The sequence below is a fragment of the Synechococcus sp. B60.1 genome (assembly GCF_047462555.1).
GTDB lineage: Bacteria > Cyanobacteriota > Cyanobacteriia > Thermostichales > Thermostichaceae > Thermostichus.
This window is the reverse complement of the sequence record NZ_JANSJN010000001.1, coordinates 6,585-23,807: the sequence shown is the minus strand read 5'-3', so window position 1 is coordinate 23,807 and position 17,223 is coordinate 6,585. Positions and strand designations below refer to the sequence as shown.

16 protein-coding genes and 1 pseudogene are annotated in these 17,223 nt (G+C 60.4%); 9 read left to right on the top strand and 8 right to left on the bottom strand.

Going from position 1 to position 17,223, the window contains the following annotated elements; genetic code table 11:
* Positions 1–213 (top strand): annotated as a pseudogene (locus NW863_RS00120) (hypothetical protein); the annotation flags it as partial.
* Between the two features lie 233 nt (positions 214–446).
* Entirely contained in the window at positions 447–1,913 is a 1,467-nt protein-coding gene (locus tag NW863_RS00115) for a hypothetical protein (protein WP_414363736.1), read from the top strand.
* Positions 1,914–2,104: 191 nt separating this feature from the next.
* Here the strand turns inward: NW863_RS00115 and cbiD are convergent, their stop codons facing one another.
* Positions 2,105–3,229, bottom strand: a complete 1,125-nt coding sequence (gene cbiD, locus NW863_RS00110) for a cobalt-precorrin-5B (C(1))-methyltransferase CbiD (protein WP_414363734.1) — start codon at positions 3,227–3,229, stop codon at positions 2,105–2,107.
* A gap of 224 nt (positions 3,230–3,453) precedes the next feature.
* Here cbiD and NW863_RS00105 point away from each other — a divergent pair, with 224 nt between their 5' ends.
* Positions 3,454–3,807 (top strand): hypothetical protein, encoded by a 354-nt coding sequence (locus tag NW863_RS00105; RefSeq protein WP_414363732.1) that lies wholly within the window; start codon positions 3,454–3,456, stop codon positions 3,805–3,807.
* A 1-nt stretch (position 3,808) separates the two neighbouring features.
* Here NW863_RS00105 and def read toward each other — a convergent pair whose 3' ends face one another.
* The 4 genes from def to NW863_RS00085 form a co-directional block, all read right to left on the bottom strand.
* On the bottom strand, positions 3,809–4,405 hold the full coding sequence (gene def, locus NW863_RS00100; protein WP_414363731.1) for a peptide deformylase: 597 nt from the start codon (positions 4,403–4,405) through the stop codon (positions 3,809–3,811).
* A gap of 78 nt (positions 4,406–4,483) precedes the next feature.
* Complete coding sequence (locus tag NW863_RS00095; protein ID WP_414363729.1) at positions 4,484–4,792, bottom strand: DUF3593 domain-containing protein; 309 nt, start codon at positions 4,790–4,792, stop codon at positions 4,484–4,486.
* A 3-nt stretch (positions 4,793–4,795) separates the two neighbouring features.
* Entirely contained in the window at positions 4,796–5,122 is a 327-nt protein-coding gene (locus tag NW863_RS00090; RefSeq protein WP_414363727.1) for a DUF2499 domain-containing protein, read from the bottom strand.
* Positions 5,122–5,298, bottom strand: a complete 177-nt coding sequence (locus tag NW863_RS00085) for an NblA/ycf18 family protein (protein ID WP_414363725.1) — start codon at positions 5,296–5,298, stop codon at positions 5,122–5,124. The genes NW863_RS00090 and NW863_RS00085 overlap by 1 nt, the downstream gene beginning before the upstream one ends.
* 379 nt (positions 5,299–5,677) lie before the next feature.
* Here NW863_RS00085 and NW863_RS00080 point away from each other — a divergent pair, with 379 nt between their 5' ends.
* Both NW863_RS00080 and NW863_RS00075 read left to right on the top strand, forming a co-directional pair.
* Positions 5,678–5,929 (top strand): RNA recognition motif domain-containing protein, encoded by a 252-nt coding sequence (locus tag NW863_RS00080; RefSeq protein WP_011429047.1) that lies wholly within the window; start codon positions 5,678–5,680, stop codon positions 5,927–5,929.
* Positions 5,930–6,046: 117 nt separating this feature from the next.
* A complete protein-coding gene (locus NW863_RS00075) occupies positions 6,047–7,351 on the top strand; it encodes a metallophosphoesterase family protein (protein ID WP_414363723.1) in 1,305 nt (434 codons plus the stop codon).
* Positions 7,352–7,627: 276 nt separating this feature from the next.
* On the opposite strand, the gene speA is transcribed toward NW863_RS00075, so the two are convergent.
* The gene (gene speA / locus NW863_RS00070) at positions 7,628–9,553 is read right to left on the bottom strand and encodes a biosynthetic arginine decarboxylase (RefSeq protein ID WP_414363721.1); all 1,926 of its coding nucleotides are present in this window, start codon (positions 9,551–9,553) and stop codon (positions 7,628–7,630) included.
* Between the two features lie 458 nt (positions 9,554–10,011).
* Here speA and pstS point away from each other — a divergent pair, with 458 nt between their 5' ends.
* The 3 genes from pstS (at position 10,012) to NW863_RS00055 (ending at position 14,404) form a co-directional block, all read left to right on the top strand.
* Entirely contained in the window at positions 10,012–11,103 is a 1,092-nt protein-coding gene (gene pstS / locus NW863_RS00065; RefSeq protein ID WP_414363719.1) for a phosphate ABC transporter substrate-binding protein PstS, read from the top strand.
* Between the two features lie 249 nt (positions 11,104–11,352).
* Complete coding sequence (dnaK, locus tag NW863_RS00060) at positions 11,353–13,245, top strand: molecular chaperone DnaK (RefSeq protein WP_414363717.1); 1,893 nt, start codon at positions 11,353–11,355, stop codon at positions 13,243–13,245.
* A 187-nt stretch (positions 13,246–13,432) separates the two neighbouring features.
* Entirely contained in the window at positions 13,433–14,404 is a 972-nt protein-coding gene (locus tag NW863_RS00055; protein ID WP_414363715.1) for a DnaJ C-terminal domain-containing protein, read from the top strand.
* Here the strand turns inward: NW863_RS00055 and NW863_RS00050 are convergent.
* The gene (locus tag NW863_RS00050; protein WP_414363713.1) at positions 14,401–15,714 is read right to left on the bottom strand and encodes a (Fe-S)-binding protein; all 1,314 of its coding nucleotides are present in this window, start codon (positions 15,712–15,714) and stop codon (positions 14,401–14,403) included. The genes NW863_RS00055 and NW863_RS00050 overlap by 4 nt on opposite strands.
* Positions 15,715–16,048: 334 nt before the next feature.
* On the opposite strand from NW863_RS00050, the gene NW863_RS00045 reads away from it, so the two are divergent.
* Positions 16,049–16,369 (top strand): hypothetical protein, encoded by a 321-nt coding sequence (locus tag NW863_RS00045; RefSeq protein WP_414363711.1) that lies wholly within the window; start codon positions 16,049–16,051, stop codon positions 16,367–16,369.
* Here NW863_RS00045 and NW863_RS00040 read toward each other — a convergent pair.
* The coding region (locus NW863_RS00040) for an AMP-dependent synthetase/ligase (protein WP_414363709.1) at positions 16,366–17,223 on the bottom strand (858 nt) is incomplete at its 5' end. The two genes, NW863_RS00045 and NW863_RS00040, sit on opposite strands and share 4 nt — an antisense overlap.

The following is a 17,223-nucleotide window of genomic DNA, read 5'->3' as shown; positions in this document are numbered from 1 at the left end:
ATCCAGTTCTACAAAGCCACCGACAACGGCGTGGTCTCCGCCGAGGATATGGCCCAAATTCACCGCCAGATTGCCCGCGTCTATCGAGAGGCCGACTATGTGGGCAGCCTGGTAATCCAGCCAGATACGGGCCGCCCGACCGAGTACGACCGCGACGCCGAAACCGAGCGCCCCTTTCCCTTTCCTTGGTTTCCTTGGTGGCTGCGACGCTAGCCTGTTGCCGCTGGTTTTGGCGGGGGCAAGCGGCAAAATCTTTCCGCGCCGGGGTTTCTCTACTACACTGACAACTGACCTGGTGCCAAGCGAAACGAGCCTTCGGGCCGCGGCGCTCGGCAGTTGCGGCCCTTGCACAGACAACAAACCCAATCTCGATCTTGTTTGAGACCGAGAAGCAAATCCATAGACAACTTTCGCTCAAGTCGGCGAAGAATTTCCCCGGCAACCTTATGGCTGACGCAGTTCCAGTTCGTCGCTACGACCTGTTTGTGCAAGCCTCGCGGCTGCTGCAGCGCTATCGGCAGTTGACGCCGGAACTGCGTCCGGTGGGAGTGGAGGTGGCGCTGGCCATCCAGTACCATCGCGCCCAGGCTGGCTCGGGATCCCTTCTGCCGGCGGTGGGCTCCCCCCATGGCCTGCCTCTGCAGCAGGTGGCCCAGCGCATTTGCGATCCCTTCTACAGCAAAGTCCACCCCCTGCTGCCCACCCTGCCGGAGACGGGGGAGCCCTTGGTGTGGCCCTTGTTCAACCAAGGGGAAAATGGCCTTGTCCAGCCCCTGGCGCCAAGCAAAGTGGGCGGCAAACTAGCAGAACGGCGCTGGCTCAAAGCTTGTAACAGCCAGGAGGGCATTGGTTGTCATGCCCTGGCAGCCCATCTGTGGCAGGACGAGCGTTTTCTGGCCGAAGACCGGGATCTGTGTCCCTTTCGCCTCTACGACGGGCGCTACCCCTTGAGCGTGGATCAAGGGCGGCAAACCTGCGGCTTCGACGATCACCCTTGTGGCTGGCAACCGGGGCATCCCAAAATGCTGCAGGTGGTGGGCAAGGGCAAGCAAGCGGAGATTTTGCTCCCCCACTGGACCGAGGACATGTGGGCCATGCTCATCCCGCCCCATCGCCCCCTGCCCATCTATCCTCTGCTGGTGATGCTCTACTTTGGCCAGGAGACTCTGCAGAAGGGGCGGAGCAGCCTTTCGGTGGAGCAGTTTCGTCTGGATTTTCAGTTCAGCCACTCTCAACTCAAGCTGTTGTTCGACACCCACCCTGAGCACCCTCTCAATCGCCATCTGCTCGCTTTGGCAGCGCAACCAGAGGTGGAGTGGGGATCCGCCGAGCTGTTGCCCCAGATGCCGCCCCTTCTCCATCAACCTGCCGGGGGTAAGGTGGTCTTGGATCCGGATGAGCCACCCCAGTTTCGCAGCAGTGGGATCCCTTCCTGTGCGGGGACAGACCCGCTGATGGCAGAGCGTCGCCGTCGGCGTCAGTTGGAGCGCAGCGAGCGCCACAACGAGATCTTGCACCACTTTCGCCGCTGGTTCCGCCTGGCCGGCCTGGAGGTGCGGGAAGACCAGCACACGTTTGACTTCCTGGCGGTGGCAGATGGAAACCTGCTTTTGGCCGAGGTGAAATTGCTACACCACAAAGATGCGGCAGAGGCGCTGCAGGAGGTGGTGGGGCAATTATTCTATTACGAGCGCTTTGCCCTCACCCCCTGGATCGAACAGGGCTTCTCCGTCCAGAAGGCGGCCGTTTTCGATGGCCCGCCCCCGGATCCCTACATTCGATTTCTGGAAGACCTGGGCATTGCCACCTACTGGATCAACGAACAGCAGATGATCGACGGGCCGGAAAGCTCGCTGCGTCTGCTGCGCCAGATGGAAGTGCGGGTACGGCCGGATCCTGAGTTGGGAGATTAGCCTTTTTTTCGGCTCTAGCCTGACGGTCATTAGAGTCGTTTCAAGTAGCAATTCAAATAGCAATGAAATGTTTCTCTACGTCGTTATTTGGTACGCAACGCTGTCGCAAACGTGCCGGCAGCGCGGAGTGCGATCCCTAACTCCCCTCTCCCTTTGGGAGAGGGGCCGGGGGTGAGGAACAACAGCAGGGATCAAGGGCTTGGGGAGGAGATCCCAACCTGAGCGCAAACCTGGCCCTGCCGATCGAACAGGGTTACCTGCACCGGCAGGGATCGAGCAGCATACTTTTGCACATAGGCTGTCGCCCGCTGGCGGATTTGCCGAGTCAACTCCTGCAGCACCGGCTCTGCCCAGCCCAGCTCCTTCAGATACTGCACCGCTGCCTCCACCGTCCTTAGCTCTAGCACCCGCCGCGCCTGTTCGGCTGTTCCCCCGCAGCGGATGAGGGCTGCCACCAAGATTTCCAGGCGGGCATCGGCCACATGGCTGGAAGTGGTGAAGATGCCCCCCGCCAGCTTGATCAGCTTGCCGTGGTAGCCGATCAAATGAACCGACTCCGCCCCCCGCAACCCTGCTTCCACCAGCAGCGGCCCGATCCAATTGGCCACCAGTAGAATCTCTTCCGCCGGGATCCCTTGTCGCAGCGCCACCTGCTGCCCATGGCTGCCCACGCAAAAGGCCAGATGCCTGTGCTTTTCCAACTTCTGCTGCAATTCGCAGCGGGCCCGCTTCAGGCTCTCGGCACCGGCAGAAGGCTCCACCTCCGCCCGCGTTCCCAAGAGAGCCAGTCCTTCCAGCACCCCAAACGCCGCATTGGAAGTCCGCTCCGCCAAGAGTTTTCCCTCCGGCAAGATGATGCGCACCCGCAGCCGATAACCCTCTGGGATCCCAGACAAAAGGTTGATCTCAAACAGGCGCCGGGCGTAGGCATAGATGGCCGGGCTGCCGTCAGCGTGTCGTCCTAGCCCCTCCCCCGCTTCCAGGAGCAAAGGGAGAGCGGTGGGATCCCGTTCCTCCAAACTCACCCAGGCCCAGACCGGTGTGTTGCGGGTGAGATCCAGGTGAGGGCCGGGATCCGAGCGGGTAATGGCCAGAGCCGTGTTCTCCGACAAAGCCGCCACCTGCTCCACCGGGATCCTGACCCAGCCGGCAGCAGATCCCGTCTCAGGCTCCACCTGCACCGCAATGACAGGATGAGCGCCGTTCTGCTCCAAAGCGATCCCGATGAGACGGTGGAAAGCAGCCTTAGCAGCAGCCACCGCAAACACGGGCAAGGTATAGCCCTGTTGGGGAGAGGGGAGAACCGCATCCTGCATTTTTTGCCTGGAAATAGAGAGGAACCTGCTCTGGAAAAAACTTTGGAGAGAGCCTGTCTCAATTGTGGCCAACGCCAACCCGCAGGACTGGCTTGCTAGGGCAAACTCCTGAAGCCGACGTTTAGTTCTCCAACTGCGTAATCGTTAAATGATCTGGGGGAAGAAGGGGAGGAGCGAGAACTTATCTCTTTCAATAAAAGTAAAGAGTCAGAACCGGGGCAGCTATGAGCGAAGCAGTGCAGCACTATTTTGAGCGTCTGGAGTTGCAAATTCAGGAGCTGAAAGCTGCCATCGAGCGGATGCCGGAGCAGGTGGCGGCTGCTCTTCTGGCAAAGCAGGAGGCTAAAAAAAATGTCCCCGCCCCCTCCCGTTACAGCGTTCTCACCTCAGACTTGGTGGAAGATGGGAGCCACAACTTTTTGCTGGATGATGAACCCACTGGGGTAAGCAGCCGCAGCATGGGACACGAGCTTGCCCCAGAAGCCCAAATCCAGCGCCTGAGCGCCCAGCTAACCGCTGCCTACAACCGCATTGCCGCCCTAGAAGAACAGCTCTTGGCGCAGCGCCTGCGGCAATGACCTAGCGAGGCTGCGGTGAAGGGGTGGCAAGTATGCTGTTTTTGCGCTGCACATCTTGCATCTGGAAGCCGTGCTTGCGCAGCTCCTGATCCAACAGCAGCTCGTTCTCCACGTGATCCACAAACAGCACACCGTTGAGGTGATCGATTTCGTGTTGGATAACCCGCGCCAGCAGGTCGTCGGCTTGGAGGGTGCGGGGCCGCCCGGTTTCGTCCTTAAATGAAACCACCACCCCCTGCGCACGCATGACCTCGCAGAAGACGCCCGGAATGCTAAGGCAGCCTTCCTGGCCAGCTACTACTTCGCCCAGGTACTCGCGGATCTCCGGGTTGATCAGCACCAGCGGTGGCACCTCTGGCTTATCGGGATAGAGATCCACCACAATCAAGCGCTTAGGAATGCCCACCTGAGGAGCTGCCAGGCCGATGCCATCGGCACTGTACATAGTCTGCAGCATGTCTCGCGCCAACTGGCGGATCTCGTCGTTGACCTGGCTGACGCGCTTAGCCGGCTGCCGCAGCACCTTGTCACCCATCCGATGGATGCGCAGAGGCGGGTTTTTCAGTTTGGCTTTGGGGACAGAAAGGGTGGCCACCATCCGGCAGGTCTCTCAGAATAAACAGCAGAAGACGTCCAGTCTAGACCTCCATTCTACATTCAGGTTCGTTTGCCATGACTACGACTCGGAGCTGCCGTCCTCAGCCTCTGGGGATCCTTGTTGGTCAATGGCTTGTTTGAAGCCCAGAGCCACCAGAATGTTGGAGAGGGTGAGAAAAGCCTCTGCCGCCCCATGCAAGGGATCCACATTGGCTAGGGAAGTGCCGTAATGGAGTTGGGCATACAACCCTGCCGGGATGCTAACGGCCACAAACAGTAGCAGCAGCCAAAACCCAATCAGGGCCAGGCGCGGGATCCGGCGCAGCCGCGACAGGAAAAACAAGAAGACCAAATAGGGGAAGAGAGAGAGGGCAAACAAACTGTCCATTGCCTAGCTTGGATCCCTCCTCCCAAGGGACTTTTCCGCCTGCTCCGCCCGCCAAATGCGGTAGGCAGCCCAGGCTAGAGTGCAATTGCCCAGAAGCGTCAAGCTCGCCTGGACAGTGACCACCCAGTTGAGAGCGGGATCGTTGTCAAACCAGTGCCAGGTAATGGCACACATTGCCCCCAGTAGGGCAGGCAACATCGCCCAGCTCAAGCCGCGCCACTCTGGCCGGCCTATTCGCTCCCCAAACTGCCACACGCAAACAATGGCCGCCAGCCATTCCAAGACGCTGGCAATATGAATCCACCAGGTGGGAAGCGAAAGGACATGCATTAGACGCTGAGGGAATGACGCAGCAACTGGCGGTAGGTGGCCTCCTGTAACAGCATTTGCTTGTGCAGTTTGACCAGGATGTCCTTGGCCTGCTCAGGGCTCATGCGAGCTACCAGCGTCTCGAAAGCCCGCTGGCGAAATTCTTGCTCCAGAGAGAGACCTAGCGTTTCATCCATTATCGTCACCTTGAGACTCTTAGGGTAGGAGGGAGTCTCGCGCTAGGATATCCCAGCGCTGCTCCCGACAAGCACTGCAAGCAGGACAATACATATCTTAATAACCTAGTTTAACAAGTTGCAACAAAATGGCAAGTGCCTCCGGATCCTGGTCCGGCCAGGGCTGGAGGGGAAACTCAACAAAGGAGCGGGAAAAGTACACTCCCGCAAAGTTTGATAAAAGCACATTTTGGACAGGGAAGTGCGAAGATTTTTGAGCGGCGATCCCTTTACATCCTGTCATGTTGGGCGATTAGGCGGGGCCTCATGATAAAAGTGAAGTACCTTGAGCCTTGGTTGCCGCTCTTTCCGATTTGCGCCTTGCTTTGCTTGAATTGCCATGACCATTTTTGTGGGAAACCTAAACTATAAAGCCTCAACGGAAGAGCTAGCGGCTTTCTTCCAGCAGAGGTGGAACGTTAAGTCAGTTACAATTCCGATAGACCGAGAAACCGGCCAGACACGGGGCTTCGCGTTCGTGGATTTGGCCACGGAGGCCGAGGAAGAGGAGGCCATCGACGTCGCCAACGGCCAGGAATTTATGGGCCGACCTTTGCGTTTGGATCGAGCCAGGCCGCGCCGACAGGCTTAGCTTCAGCGGGAATTCCTCATCTGACTCCGAGGGAGGTGCCAATCCAAAAGTTGGCAACGCAGGCAATGGCGGGCAGGAGTGAGGGCAACGGCTGGAAGGGCTTTAAGGCTGTTTGAGATGGTAAAGCTGCTGCATCTTTCCGATATTCATTTGGGCAGTGGCTTGGCCTACGGCTCCATCAACCCGGCTACGGGGCTGAACACGCGTTTGGAGGATTTTGTCACTTCTTTGCGCCTGTGCATTGATCGTGCCCTCGATCGGGCTGTGGATCTGGTGCTGTTTGGGGGCGATGCCTTTCCCGATGCGACGCCGCCGCCTCTGCACCAAGAGCTCTTTGCCCAACAATTTCGCCGCCTGGCCGATGCCGGGATCCCGACCGTTCTGCTGGTGGGCAACCACGACCAGTACGGGCAGGGGCAAGAAGGCAACAGCTTGGCCATCTACCGCGCTCTGGGAGTGGCAGGATTTGTTGTGGGGGATCGGCTGCAGACCCATTGGATTGAAACTCGCAGCGGCCCGGTGCAGGTGACCACCTTGCCTTGGCTGAACCGCTCCACCCTGCTTGCCCGCCAGGAGAGCCTGGATCTCAATGCCGAAGTGTTCACTCATCAGCTCCTTCAGCGCCTAAATCTGGCTCTGGAAGGGGAGATCCGCACTTTGCAGCCAGGGATCCCGGCAATTTTGTTGGCCCATGTGATGGTGGAGACGGCCCGCTACGGGGCAGAGCGGCATCTTTCGGTGGGCAAGGGACTGACGGTGCCCCTCTCGCTGCTGGCGCGGCCCGCCTACCAATACGTGGCTTTGGGTCATGTGCATCGTCACCAGGTGTTGTGTCGGCAGCCGTTGGTGATCTATCCCGGCAGCATTGAGCGAGTAGACTTTGGGGAGGAAAAAGAGGAAAAGGGTTGTGTGTTGGCAGAGGTTACGGCCACAGGGGCCAGCTACGAATTTTTGCCCTTACCCACCCGCACCTTTCACACCATCCGCCTCGATCTCACCCCCTATCCCCCCCAGCAGGTGCAGGCCAAACTGCTGGAGGCCATTGCCAAGGCGCCGGTGGCCGGCTCTATTCTGCGCCTGATCTACCGCCTCCGTCCCGACCAGCTCGATTGCGTTGACGAGCGGGCTCTGCACCAGGCCCTCGCCCCTGCCTTCAGCTACACCCTCGTCCCAGACGTGGTCAGCCCCAGCCGTATTCGCCTGCCGGGCCTGGATCCCAGCCGGCTGGAACCTTTGACTGCTCTGGAGCAGTATCTAGCCGACCGCACCGATCTGGCCCCCTTGCGCAACGAGTTGCTGGCGGCTGCCCGTCAGTTGCTGGCGGAAGCAGCAGATCCCTTGTCGGAGGGGAATGCCAACGGGGAGGAGGCGGATCCTGCAAGCCTTGCTGAAGGGGAAGAGCAGCAATTGCCCTTGTTTTAATGCCCTGCCTCTGTTTTAACCTTTGCCGCTAGTTGAGGGATTCTTAACCGGGTGATCCGGATCACTTCGAGAGGGGGGAAAACGCCAGAGACTAGAGCTGGGTTGAAGACGTTGGCAACGACGGCATCAGCTCACTCACAGGGAACTGGCCAAGGCTGGTGGCATCTCGTCCACCAGTCTTTTTTGTTTTGGTCAGAAAAAGGATCCCGGCCCACAACCGGGATCCCCTGCTGTTTACTTTTTAGCCTAGGCCTTTGCCCCTACCCACTACCCCCGTCAGCGGTGCAAGTAGGTGTAGGCCCGCAGGTTGTCTTCAAAGTGCTGCTGCAAAGCGCGGGCCTGGGCTAGGCTAATTTGGCCCCGTTGCAGGGCGGCTTCGGTGGCGTGGTGCAGGGTTTCCACCAGATCTTCGCTGTTGTACTGTACCCAGCTCAGCACTTCGCCGATGGTGTCCCCCTTGATGACTTGGGTGACTTGGTAGCCGCCGGGACGGGTGCGGATGTGCACGGCGTTGGTGTCGCCAAACAGGTTGTGCAGATCCCCCAGGATCTCCTGGTAGGCGCCTCCCAGAAACACCCCCAGCAGGTAGGGCTGCCCATCGGGATCGTGCAGCGGCAAGACCGAGGTGATCTGCCCGTCTTCGCCAAAGAAGCGGTTGATCTTGCCGTCGCTGTCGCAGGTCAGATCCGCCAAGGTGGCCCACTGGCGCGGCTCCTCGTCCAGACGGTGGATGGGCATGATGGGAAACACTTGGTCGATGGCCCAGCTATCCGGCAGGGATTGGAAGAGGGAGAAATTGCCGTAGTAGATGCTGGCCAGCATTTCGTCCAGATCCAGAAGATCCACCGCCACCGGCTGCCCTGCCTGGTGCTGCTCGTAGGCCAGCGTGCAGATCTTGTCGGAGCAGTTCCAAAACAGCCGCTCCACCTCGGCCCGCTCCCGCAAGCTGAGGGATCCCTCGGTAAATTGGCGCAGGGCGGCTTCTTTGAGCTCCTGGCAGCGGCGATAGTCGGCCACCAGGGTCTCGGGCCGGATCTCGTAGTAAAGCTGATTTAGCTTCTGGATCACCTCGGCATCGGACGTGAGCTGGGTGGGCATGGGATAGGGGCTGGCGGCGTTGACATCCTGCACGTCAAAGACCAGCACCGACTGGTGGGACATCAGGGCCCGCCCGCTTTCGGTCACCAGCACCGGCGGCTGGATCCCGTGCGGCTGCAGGGCACTCAGCACCGTCTGCACCACGGTGGCGGCGTAATCCTCCAAGCTGTAGCTCTGGGAGAAATGGCTGGTGGACTGGGATCCGTCGTAATCAACCCCCAAGCCGCCGCCGATATCCAGATAGCCCATCGGCGCCCCCAGTTTGACCAGCTCGATGTAGATCTGGCTGGCCTCCCGCACGGCCCGCCCATGCACACTCACCATCGAGATCTGTGAGCCAATGTGGTAGTGCAACAGACGCAGACAGTGCAGCTTGCCGGCCTCCCGCAGCCGTTCCACCACCTGCAACATCTCCGTGGCCGTGAGGCCGAACTTGGCCCGATCCCCAGCCGAGGTGCCCCAACGCCCGATCCCTTGGGCTGAGAGCTTGGCCCGCACCCCCAAGATGGGATCAATGCCCAGGTGCTCGGCAGCCTGCAGCACCAGCTCCAGCTCCTGCAGCCGCTCCAGGACGATGATGGGGGTGCGCCCCAGCCGCTGGGCCAAGAGAGCCGTTTCCATAAAATCGCGGTCTTTGTAGCCGTTGCAGATCAACAAAGCCCCAGGTGTATCCAGCAGAGCCAGGGCAATCAACAGCTCCGGCTTGGAGCCTGCCTCCAGCCCAAAGTGGTAGGCGCGACCGTGCTTGACCACCTCTTCCACCAGGTGGCGCTGCTGGTTCACCTTGACCGGGTAAACCCCCCGATAGACGTTGGGGTAGCCAAAGCGCTCGATGGCCTGCTGAAAGCTCTCGCAAATCCGCCGCATGCGGTCGGCCACGATCTCGGGAAAGCGAATCAACAAAGGCAACTGCAAACCCCGCGCCACTAGATCCATTACCAGGTGGTACAGGTCGATGCCAGGTTCCTGCTGCTGTAGGCCCTGTGGGGTTACCTCCACATGACCGGCGGCGTTGATACGGAAGTAGGGATCCCCCCAACCGGAGATGCGATAGAGCTTTTCGCTGTCTCGCAGTGTCCAGGGAGAACGAGTCAAAGTCGGCATAGTAGTCCCCCAGATACCGAGATGTAAACAGCGCAGGATTTCTGCACAGAATCCACAATATATTGCTCTATTCCAAGATATGTCAAGATTTTTCCAAGGCAGGGGGGATCCGGCCCGAAACCGGCTAAGCCTTGCCAGATAAGGCTTTGGCCTGGGGATCCCTCTGCAGTTGCTGCAGAACTCAACTCTTTCATTCTCTTTCTTTCGCTGTTTTTCTTTGTTTTTCTCGAGCAAGCTCTGTTTTCCGTCTTGAGACAAAGACAGAGTTGGGATCCCCGTTTTTGCCGAAGCGCGCAGCGAACCCTGCCGGGATCGGCGACCAGTTGGTGAAGAGAAGAAGCCGACTTTTGCGGGAAGTTGCCCCCTCTGGTGCTTGCCAGAGCTAAAGATGGCAGCCCTTGACAGAGCTCCGTGGGCAAGACTAAGGATCGGGGCGGAGAGCTTGGAGCGCCTCAGCCATGGTTCAACTGCCCCGCTGCCGCCGTCGAGAAATGCTGCTGTCGTTGCTGGCTGCTGCCGGCCTAAGCGCCTGCCAACAGGGATCCCGTTCTGGCCAAGCCGGCGATGCTGTCCCTGTTGCCGACAGCCAGTCTTCCGGGGAGATTGTGTTGATCAACGGGGCTGGGGCTACCTTCCCGGCCCCTCTGTATTTGCGCTGGTTTTCCGACTACCGCCAGGTGGATCCCAAAGTGGAAATCAACTTCCAGCCGGTGGGCAGTGCCACCGGGATCCGCCAATTTATCGACCAGACGGTGGACTTTGCCGCCAGCGACGTGGCCATGACCGATGCCGAGATTGCCGAGGTGAAGCGGGGCGTGGTCATGATCCCAATGACAGCAGGCAGCATTGCCGTTGGCTACAACCTGCCCGGGATCCGCTCCGGCCTCAAGCTATCCCGCTCCGTCTTGGTGCAGATCTTCCGCGGCCAGATTACCCAGTGGCGGGATCCGCAGATTTTGGCCCTCAACCCCGATTTGGAGCTCCCCGACCTGCCCATCGCCGTCTGCTACCGCTCCGATGGCAGCGGCACCACCGACACCTTTACCCGCCACCTGGCTGCCATCGACCCCGCTTGGGCCGCCGAGATTGGTGTCGGCATGTCCTTGGAGTGGCCGGTGGGGATTGGGGTCAAGGGCAATGAGGGCATGAGCGCCCAGATGCTCTACAGCGAAGGGGTGATTGGCTATGTGGAATCGGTCTACGCCCGCGACCTGGATCTATCGGTGGCGGCCCTGGAAAACCGCCGCGGCGAGTTTGTCCTCCCCACCCCCGCAGCCTCGGCCCTGGCCCTGAGCGAAATCGAGCTGCCTGAGAACCTGCGGGCCTTTGAGCCGGATCCGTCCGGCGCCGGGGCTTATCCTATCGTCACCTACACCTGGATCCTGGCCTACCGCCAGTACCGGGATCCCGCTATTGCCACTGCCCTGCGGGCGGTGCTGCGCTGGGCCCTCAGCGAAGGACAGGCTCTGGCCGAAGCAATGGGCTACCTGCCCCTGGCCGAAACCGTTGTGGCCCGCAGCCTGGAAGCCCTGGAGCTTATCCAGAGCTAGCCGCCCTTGCCCCAAGCGGCCCTGGAAGCAAGGCCCCGGCAGGTACGGAGATCCGTAACTGCTCTGCCTTCCAGTTGCCAGAAATGGGCGGCATTCTCGCCCTGACCGCAATGCCCTGCTGGTTAGGATCGACCCAGAAAACGGCTAAATACCTGCTGAATTTTCACGGATTGGCTGCCCAAGCTACTTCATACAGCCTGGCGGCGGTAGCCGAGGTAACGTCTTGAACAAAAGGAGAACAAGGAGCCGATGGGAAAAGTTGTAGGAATTGACTTGGGCACAACCAACTCGGTTGTCGCCGTAATGGAAGGGGGCGTCCCCACTGTCATTCCCAATGCCGAGGGGAGCCGCACTACACCCTCGGTGGTCGCTTTCACCAAAGATGGGGAGCGCCTGGTGGGACAGATGGCCCGTCGCCAAGCGGTGCTCAACCCCGAGAACACTTTTTACTCCGTTAAGCGCTTCATCGGGCGCAAGTACGATGAGCTGAACGTCGATGCCAAGCGGGTCTCCTACCAGGTGCGGCGGGACGAGCGGGGCAACGTCAAGTTGTACTCACCCCGCATGAACAAAGAATTTGCCCCCGAGGAAATCTCGGCCATGGTGCTGCGCAAGCTGGTGGACGATGCCAGCCGCTACCTGGGCCAACCGGTTACCCAAGCCGTCATTACCGTCCCTGCCTACTTTAACGACTCGCAGCGGCAGGCCACCAAAGATGCCGGGAGGATCGCCGGCTTGGAAGTGCTGCGCATCATCAACGAGCCGACGGCGGCTTCTTTGGCCTATGGCTTGGACAAGCGCAACAACGAGACCATCCTCGTCTTCGACCTGGGCGGTGGCACCTTCGACGTGTCCATCCTGGAGGTGGGAGATGGGGTCTTTGAGGTGAAAGCCACCAGCGGCGATACCCAGTTGGGTGGCGACGACTTCGACAAGAAGATTGTCGACTGGATGGCCGAAGAGTTCAAGCGCATGGAAGGGATCGACCTGCGGCAAGACCGGCAGGCCCTGCAGCGGCTGACGGAAGCTGCCGAGAAGGCCAAGATCGAGCTGTCCAGTGTCTCCGAGACTACCATCAACCTGCCCTTCATCACCGCCACTGCCGATGGTCCAAAGCACCTGGAGCTGAAGCTCTCCCGAGCCCAGTTTGAACACCTCTGCGCCGACCTGCTGGAGCGCTGCAAAGGGCCGGTGGAGCAAGCCCTGCGGGATGCCAAGCTCACCAAGGCCGACATCAACGAAGTGGTGTTGGTGGGCGGCTCCACCCGCATCCCGGCGGTGCAGCGGCTGGTGAGAGAGCTGCTAGGCAAAGAGCCCAACCAAACTGTCAACCCTGATGAGGTGGTGGCCGTGGGTGCTGCCATCCAGGCCGGTGTGCTGGCGGGCGAGGTCAAAGATGTGTTGTTGCTGGATGTCACCCCCTTGTCTTTGGGGGTGGAAACCCTGGGCGGTATTGCCACCAAGCTGATCCCGCGCAACACCACCATCCCCACCCGCAAGTCGGAGATCTTCTCCACCGCCGAAGATGGGCAGACCTCGGTGGAAATCCACGTGGTGCAAGGGGAGCGGGAGCTGGCCCGCGACAACAAGTCCCTGGGCCGCTTCAAGCTGGACGGGATCCCGCCGGCTCCCCGCGGTGTGCCGCAGATCGAGGTGACCTTCGACATCGACGCCAACGGCATCCTCAAGGTGACGGCCAGAGACAAGGGCAGCGGCAAGGAGCAGAGCATCTCCATTACTGGCGCCTCCACGCTCGATAGCAAAGAGGTGGAGCGGATGATTGCCGAAGCCGAGAGATACGCTGCCGAAGACCGCGCCCGCCGCGAGAAAATCGAGCGCCGCAACAAGGCCGATTCTCTGGCCTACCAGGCTGAGCGGCAGTTGAAGGAGCTGGGAGACAAGATCTCCTCCAGCAAGCGCAGCCAAATCGAGACCTTGGTGCGAGAGCTGCGGGAGGCCATCCAGCGGGATGACGACAGCGCCATCCAGAGCAAAGAGCGGGAGCTGCAGGAGGCCCTTTACGCCATGAGCAGCGAGCTCTATCAGCAGCCCGGCGCCGCTTCGAGCTCTCCCTCTGGCTCGGGGACGACCTCCGGCGGCAGTGACGACGTCATCGACGCCGATTTCACCGAGACCAAGTGACAACAGTGGGATCCCTCTGCGGCCCCCTGGTTCAGGGCGGATCCCACCCTTATTCACAGCACCGATAATGAGGAGGGACGGGATAGGCGATGGCGTCTAGCCCGCCTTCTTCTCTTTGTGTCAACGGGTCGGAAGCCAACTGCTTGGGTTTCTGCCCATTCTCAGCAATTTGCCTGCGGACGCCTCCATGCAAAACTTTAAGGACTACTACAAGATTTTGGGGGTCAGCAAGACGGCCACCGCCGACGAGATTAAGCAGGCCTATCGGCGCCTGGCAAGAAAATATCACCCGGATGTTAACCCGAACAACAAAGCTGCCGAAGAGAAGTTCAAGGAGATCAACGAAGCCTACGAAGTTCTCTCGGATCCCAGCAAGCGCCGACAATACGACCAATTCGGCCAGTACCACCAGCAGGGTGGGTTCCGCTACCAGCGGGAGACCTACAGCCAGCCTTACAGCAGCAGCCCTTTTGCCGATGCCCCCTTCAACGAAGACTTTGGATTTGGTGGGGGGGGTGTCGATTTCAGCCAATTTGACGATTTTCAAGACTTCATCGATCAACTCCTGGGCCGGGTGCGCAACTCAGGCGCGGATCGCAGCAGCAGCTCCTCCAGCCCCGCCAGCAACGCCAACTACGATGCGGAGGCCACCATCCAGCTCACCATTCCCGAAGCTTTTGAGGGGGGCAAACGCCGCCTACGGGTGGGGGGGAATCGCACGTTGGAGGTCAATCTCCCTCCTGGGATCACACCGGGGAAGCGGATTCGCCTGCGCGGCCAAGGCCACCCCAACCCTAATGGGGGTGCTGGCGACCTGTATCTCAAGATCGAGCTGAAGGAGCACCCCTTCTACCGCCTTGAGGGGTTTGACGTCTACTGCGACTTGCCCATCAGCCCCAGCGAGGCCGTTTTGGGCGCCCAGGTGGAGGTGCCCACCTTGGATGGGGTGGTGAAGCTGCGCATCCCACCAGGAATGCAGCCAGGGCGAAAGTTGCGCCTAGCAGAGCGGGGTTTTCCCAAGGGCAACGGGGAGCGGGGCGATTTCTACGCGGTAGTTCAGATCTATTTGCCCACCCGTGTTTCGGAGGAGGAGCGGGAGCTCTACGAAAAGCTGCAACGGGTTCAGTCCTACGATCCCCGCGCCGCCCTCAAGCTCTAGCTAGACAATTGGAGAGCACGATCCAAAAGCTCCATCGGGTGATAAATGGGGATCCCAGCCTTGCCCTGCAGGTGCAGGTGCTTCTGAATTTGCAGGCGGCAGCCGATATTGGCAGAGACGATCCCCTGGGCACCGGTGTTGAGCAGGTTGGCCACCTTCTGGGATCCCAGCTCATCTGCTATCTGGGGTTGCAGCAGGTTGTAGACGCCGGAGCTGCCACAGCAGAGGGCGGCATCGACGGGATCCCGCAGTTCCAGCCCCGGAATCTGGCGTAGCAGTTGCCGCGGCTCCTGGCTGAGGCGTTGCCCGTGCAGCATGTGGCAGGCATCTTGGTAGGCCAGCACCAAGGGATCCGGCTGCAGGGGGTACAGGGGAGCAGTCAGCCCCACCTGAGCGAGAAACTCCTGGATATCCTTGACTTTGGCCGCAAACTGGGCCGCTTTCTCTTGGTAGTCGGGATCCTTGGCCAAAAGGTGGCCGTACTCCTTGAGGGTGTGGCCGCAGCCGGAGGCAGTCACCAAAATGGCATCCAGTTCGTAGCCGGCAAAAGCATCCACCATCCGGCGGGCGAGGGCTTCCGCCTGCTGCAGTTGCCCTTGGTGGTGGGGCAAGGCCGCACAACAGCCCTGGGCCGGCGGGATCACCACCTCACAGCCGTTGTGGGTCAAGACGCGAATGCTGGCCTCGTTCACCTGCGGGGCAAACAGGCGCTGCACGCAGCCGAGGATCAGCCCCACGCGAAAGTGCCGCTTGCCCACCGCCGGGATCCGCTCCGGGTAGTGCTTGGGCAGCAGTTGTTCCACCTCCAGAGGGGGCAAGAGGGATTCCATGGCCGCCAGGCGCGGGGAGACTTTTTCCAACCCTTTCCGGACCCAAGCGCCGATCCCCATTTTTTGGTAGAGCCAAAGGGGCCAGAGCAGAGGCCGCAGCCGCTCCGGATAGGGGAAGAGGGAGAAGATGAACTGGCGGTACAGGTGCTCCCAGAGGTTGCGGCGGTAGTTGCGCTCGATCTGCGGGCGGGTGGCGGCAATCAGCCGGTCGTAGCGCACCCCTGAGGGGCAGGCGGTAACACAGGCCAAACAGCCCAAGCAGGTATCGAAATGGGAAACCACTGCTGCCGAGAGAGAGATTTGGCCCTGATTGAGGGCGTCCATCTGGTAGATGCGTCCCCGCGGCGAGTCCGTCTCCTTGCCGAGGACGCGGTAGCTGGGGCAGGTGGTCAGACAAAAGCCGCAGTGCACACAGGCATCAATTAGCTTGGGATCCGGCGGATCCAGGCTGTCAAAACTTGGCCCTTTGGATAAGCTCATTGGCCTTGATTTATCGCGCTCTCAACACAATCATCCGCCTGCCAGGGAGGGGAGTGGCACCTCAGGGCTCCCTTCCGGGAGGGAAGTTGCTCCTGCTGCTGTTGCAGCTTTTTGAGCTAGGAGTTCACCCAGCCAGTTTTTGAGACCATCGGCCTCCAGCAGGGATCGGGTTGTCGTCTTCTTGGAGAAAGGCCAGCGCTGGCCGCAAAGACTCGACCGGATCTGCGCTGGTGCCGCTCCCCGGTTCTTTGCATCTTAATCTCAGAACAGCATCCAAGCGCCCTGTTGGCCCGTATTACCCTGGAAAAGGGACACTTGCCCACCATCCAAAACCGTGAACTGGCGATCCCTCCTCACTCCTAGTTTTTGGGCAACGGCTCTTTCCGCTCTCTGCCTGCCCAGCACTGCTTTTGCCCAGGCCAACCTGCGGGAGCTGCCCCCCGATCTGGCCGAACAGCTCACCACGGAGCAGATCTTGCAGGCCTGTGCCGCCAACCAAGCAGACACCCTGCCCAGTCCCTTCCCGGACGTGGTGCCGACCGATTGGGCCTACAAGGCAGTGCTTACCCTCTACTACTGCGGCGCCTACCGGGGGGCCATTCCCCCGGAGAGCTTCCGGCGCTACCTGGAGCAACAACGGGGATCCCAAACTTAGCTCCCCGTCGGGTACATCTCCTGGATAAGGTGAGCATAGCGCTCGGCTACTGGGTTGCGCTTAATTTTCAGCGTCTGGGTCAGGAGGCCATTTTCCACGCTCAGGGGCTCTGGCAAAAAGCGGAAGTCGGCAATTTGCTCGTGGGGCCGGTAGCCGGGACGTTCCTGGATGCGGGTTTGCACCTCCCGCAAGATCAACGTGCGCACCTGCGGGTGGGCCAGCAGCTCGGCCTCAGCAGCCGGGATCCCTTGCTCGGCGGCCCAAGCCTTGAGGGCCTCCAGGTTGGGGTAGATGAGGGCAGCCAGTTTCTTTTGGTCTTGGCCGACAACTACAATCTGACTGATGTAGGGGGATTGCAGGCAGGCATCTTCCAGCGGCTGGGGCTCGACGTTCTCTCCGTTAAGCAGCACAATCACGTCCTTGGCCCTGCCGGTGATCACCAGTTGCCCGTCGGGGGTGAGCCAGCCCAGATCCCCTGTTTCAAACCAGCCGTCGGGGCTGAGCACCTGGGCGGTGGCTTCTGGATTGTTGTAGTAGCCCATCATCACCTGTGGCCCCCGTGCCAGGATCAGCCCTCTTTCTCCCGGCGGCAGCGGCTGCCGGGTTTCCGGATTCACAATGCGAAACTCCGTGCCTGGCAAGGGGGGGCCAGCTGTGCCGCGCACATTGTTGTCGGGACGGCGCGCGCACAGCACTGGCGAGGTTTCGGTAAGGCCGTAGCCGTTGAGGATGGAAATGCCCACCACCTCGTAAAACAGATCCAGATAGGCGGGCAGGGATCCGCCGCCGCTGATGGCCTGTTGAAAATTGGGGCCCAAAGCCTGCCGCACCTTGCGGTAGATGAGCGCATCGGC

Coding starts and splice junctions, on each gene's coding strand:
- NW863_RS00085 (WP_414363725.1), bottom strand. CDS start 5,298: ATGGATGAAACGCTAGGTCTCTCTCTGGAGCAAGAATTTCGCCAGCGG.
- NW863_RS00080 (WP_011429047.1), top strand. CDS start 5,678: ATGACCATTTTTGTGGGAAACCTAAACTATAAAGCCTCAACGGAAGAG.
- NW863_RS00105 (WP_414363732.1), top strand. CDS start 3,454: ATGAGCGAAGCAGTGCAGCACTATTTTGAGCGTCTGGAGTTGCAAATT.
- NW863_RS00075 (WP_414363723.1), top strand. CDS start 6,047: ATGGTAAAGCTGCTGCATCTTTCCGATATTCATTTGGGCAGTGGCTTG.
- pstS (WP_414363719.1), top strand. CDS start 10,012: ATGGTTCAACTGCCCCGCTGCCGCCGTCGAGAAATGCTGCTGTCGTTG.
- NW863_RS00050 (WP_414363713.1), bottom strand. CDS start 15,714: ATGAGCTTATCCAAAGGGCCAAGTTTTGACAGCCTGGATCCGCCGGAT.
- speA (WP_414363721.1), bottom strand. CDS start 9,553: ATGCCGACTTTGACTCGTTCTCCCTGGACACTGCGAGACAGCGAAAAG.
- def (WP_414363731.1), bottom strand. CDS start 4,405: ATGGTGGCCACCCTTTCTGTCCCCAAAGCCAAACTGAAAAACCCGCCT.
- cbiD (WP_414363734.1), bottom strand. CDS start 3,229: ATGCAGGATGCGGTTCTCCCCTCTCCCCAACAGGGCTATACCTTGCCC.
- NW863_RS00090 (WP_414363727.1), bottom strand. CDS start 5,122: ATGCATGTCCTTTCGCTTCCCACCTGGTGGATTCATATTGCCAGCGTC.
- NW863_RS00115 (WP_414363736.1), top strand. CDS start 447: ATGGCTGACGCAGTTCCAGTTCGTCGCTACGACCTGTTTGTGCAAGCC.
- dnaK (WP_414363717.1), top strand. CDS start 11,353: ATGGGAAAAGTTGTAGGAATTGACTTGGGCACAACCAACTCGGTTGTC.
- NW863_RS00055 (WP_414363715.1), top strand. CDS start 13,433: ATGCAAAACTTTAAGGACTACTACAAGATTTTGGGGGTCAGCAAGACG.
- NW863_RS00095 (WP_414363729.1), bottom strand. CDS start 4,792: ATGGACAGTTTGTTTGCCCTCTCTCTCTTCCCCTATTTGGTCTTCTTG.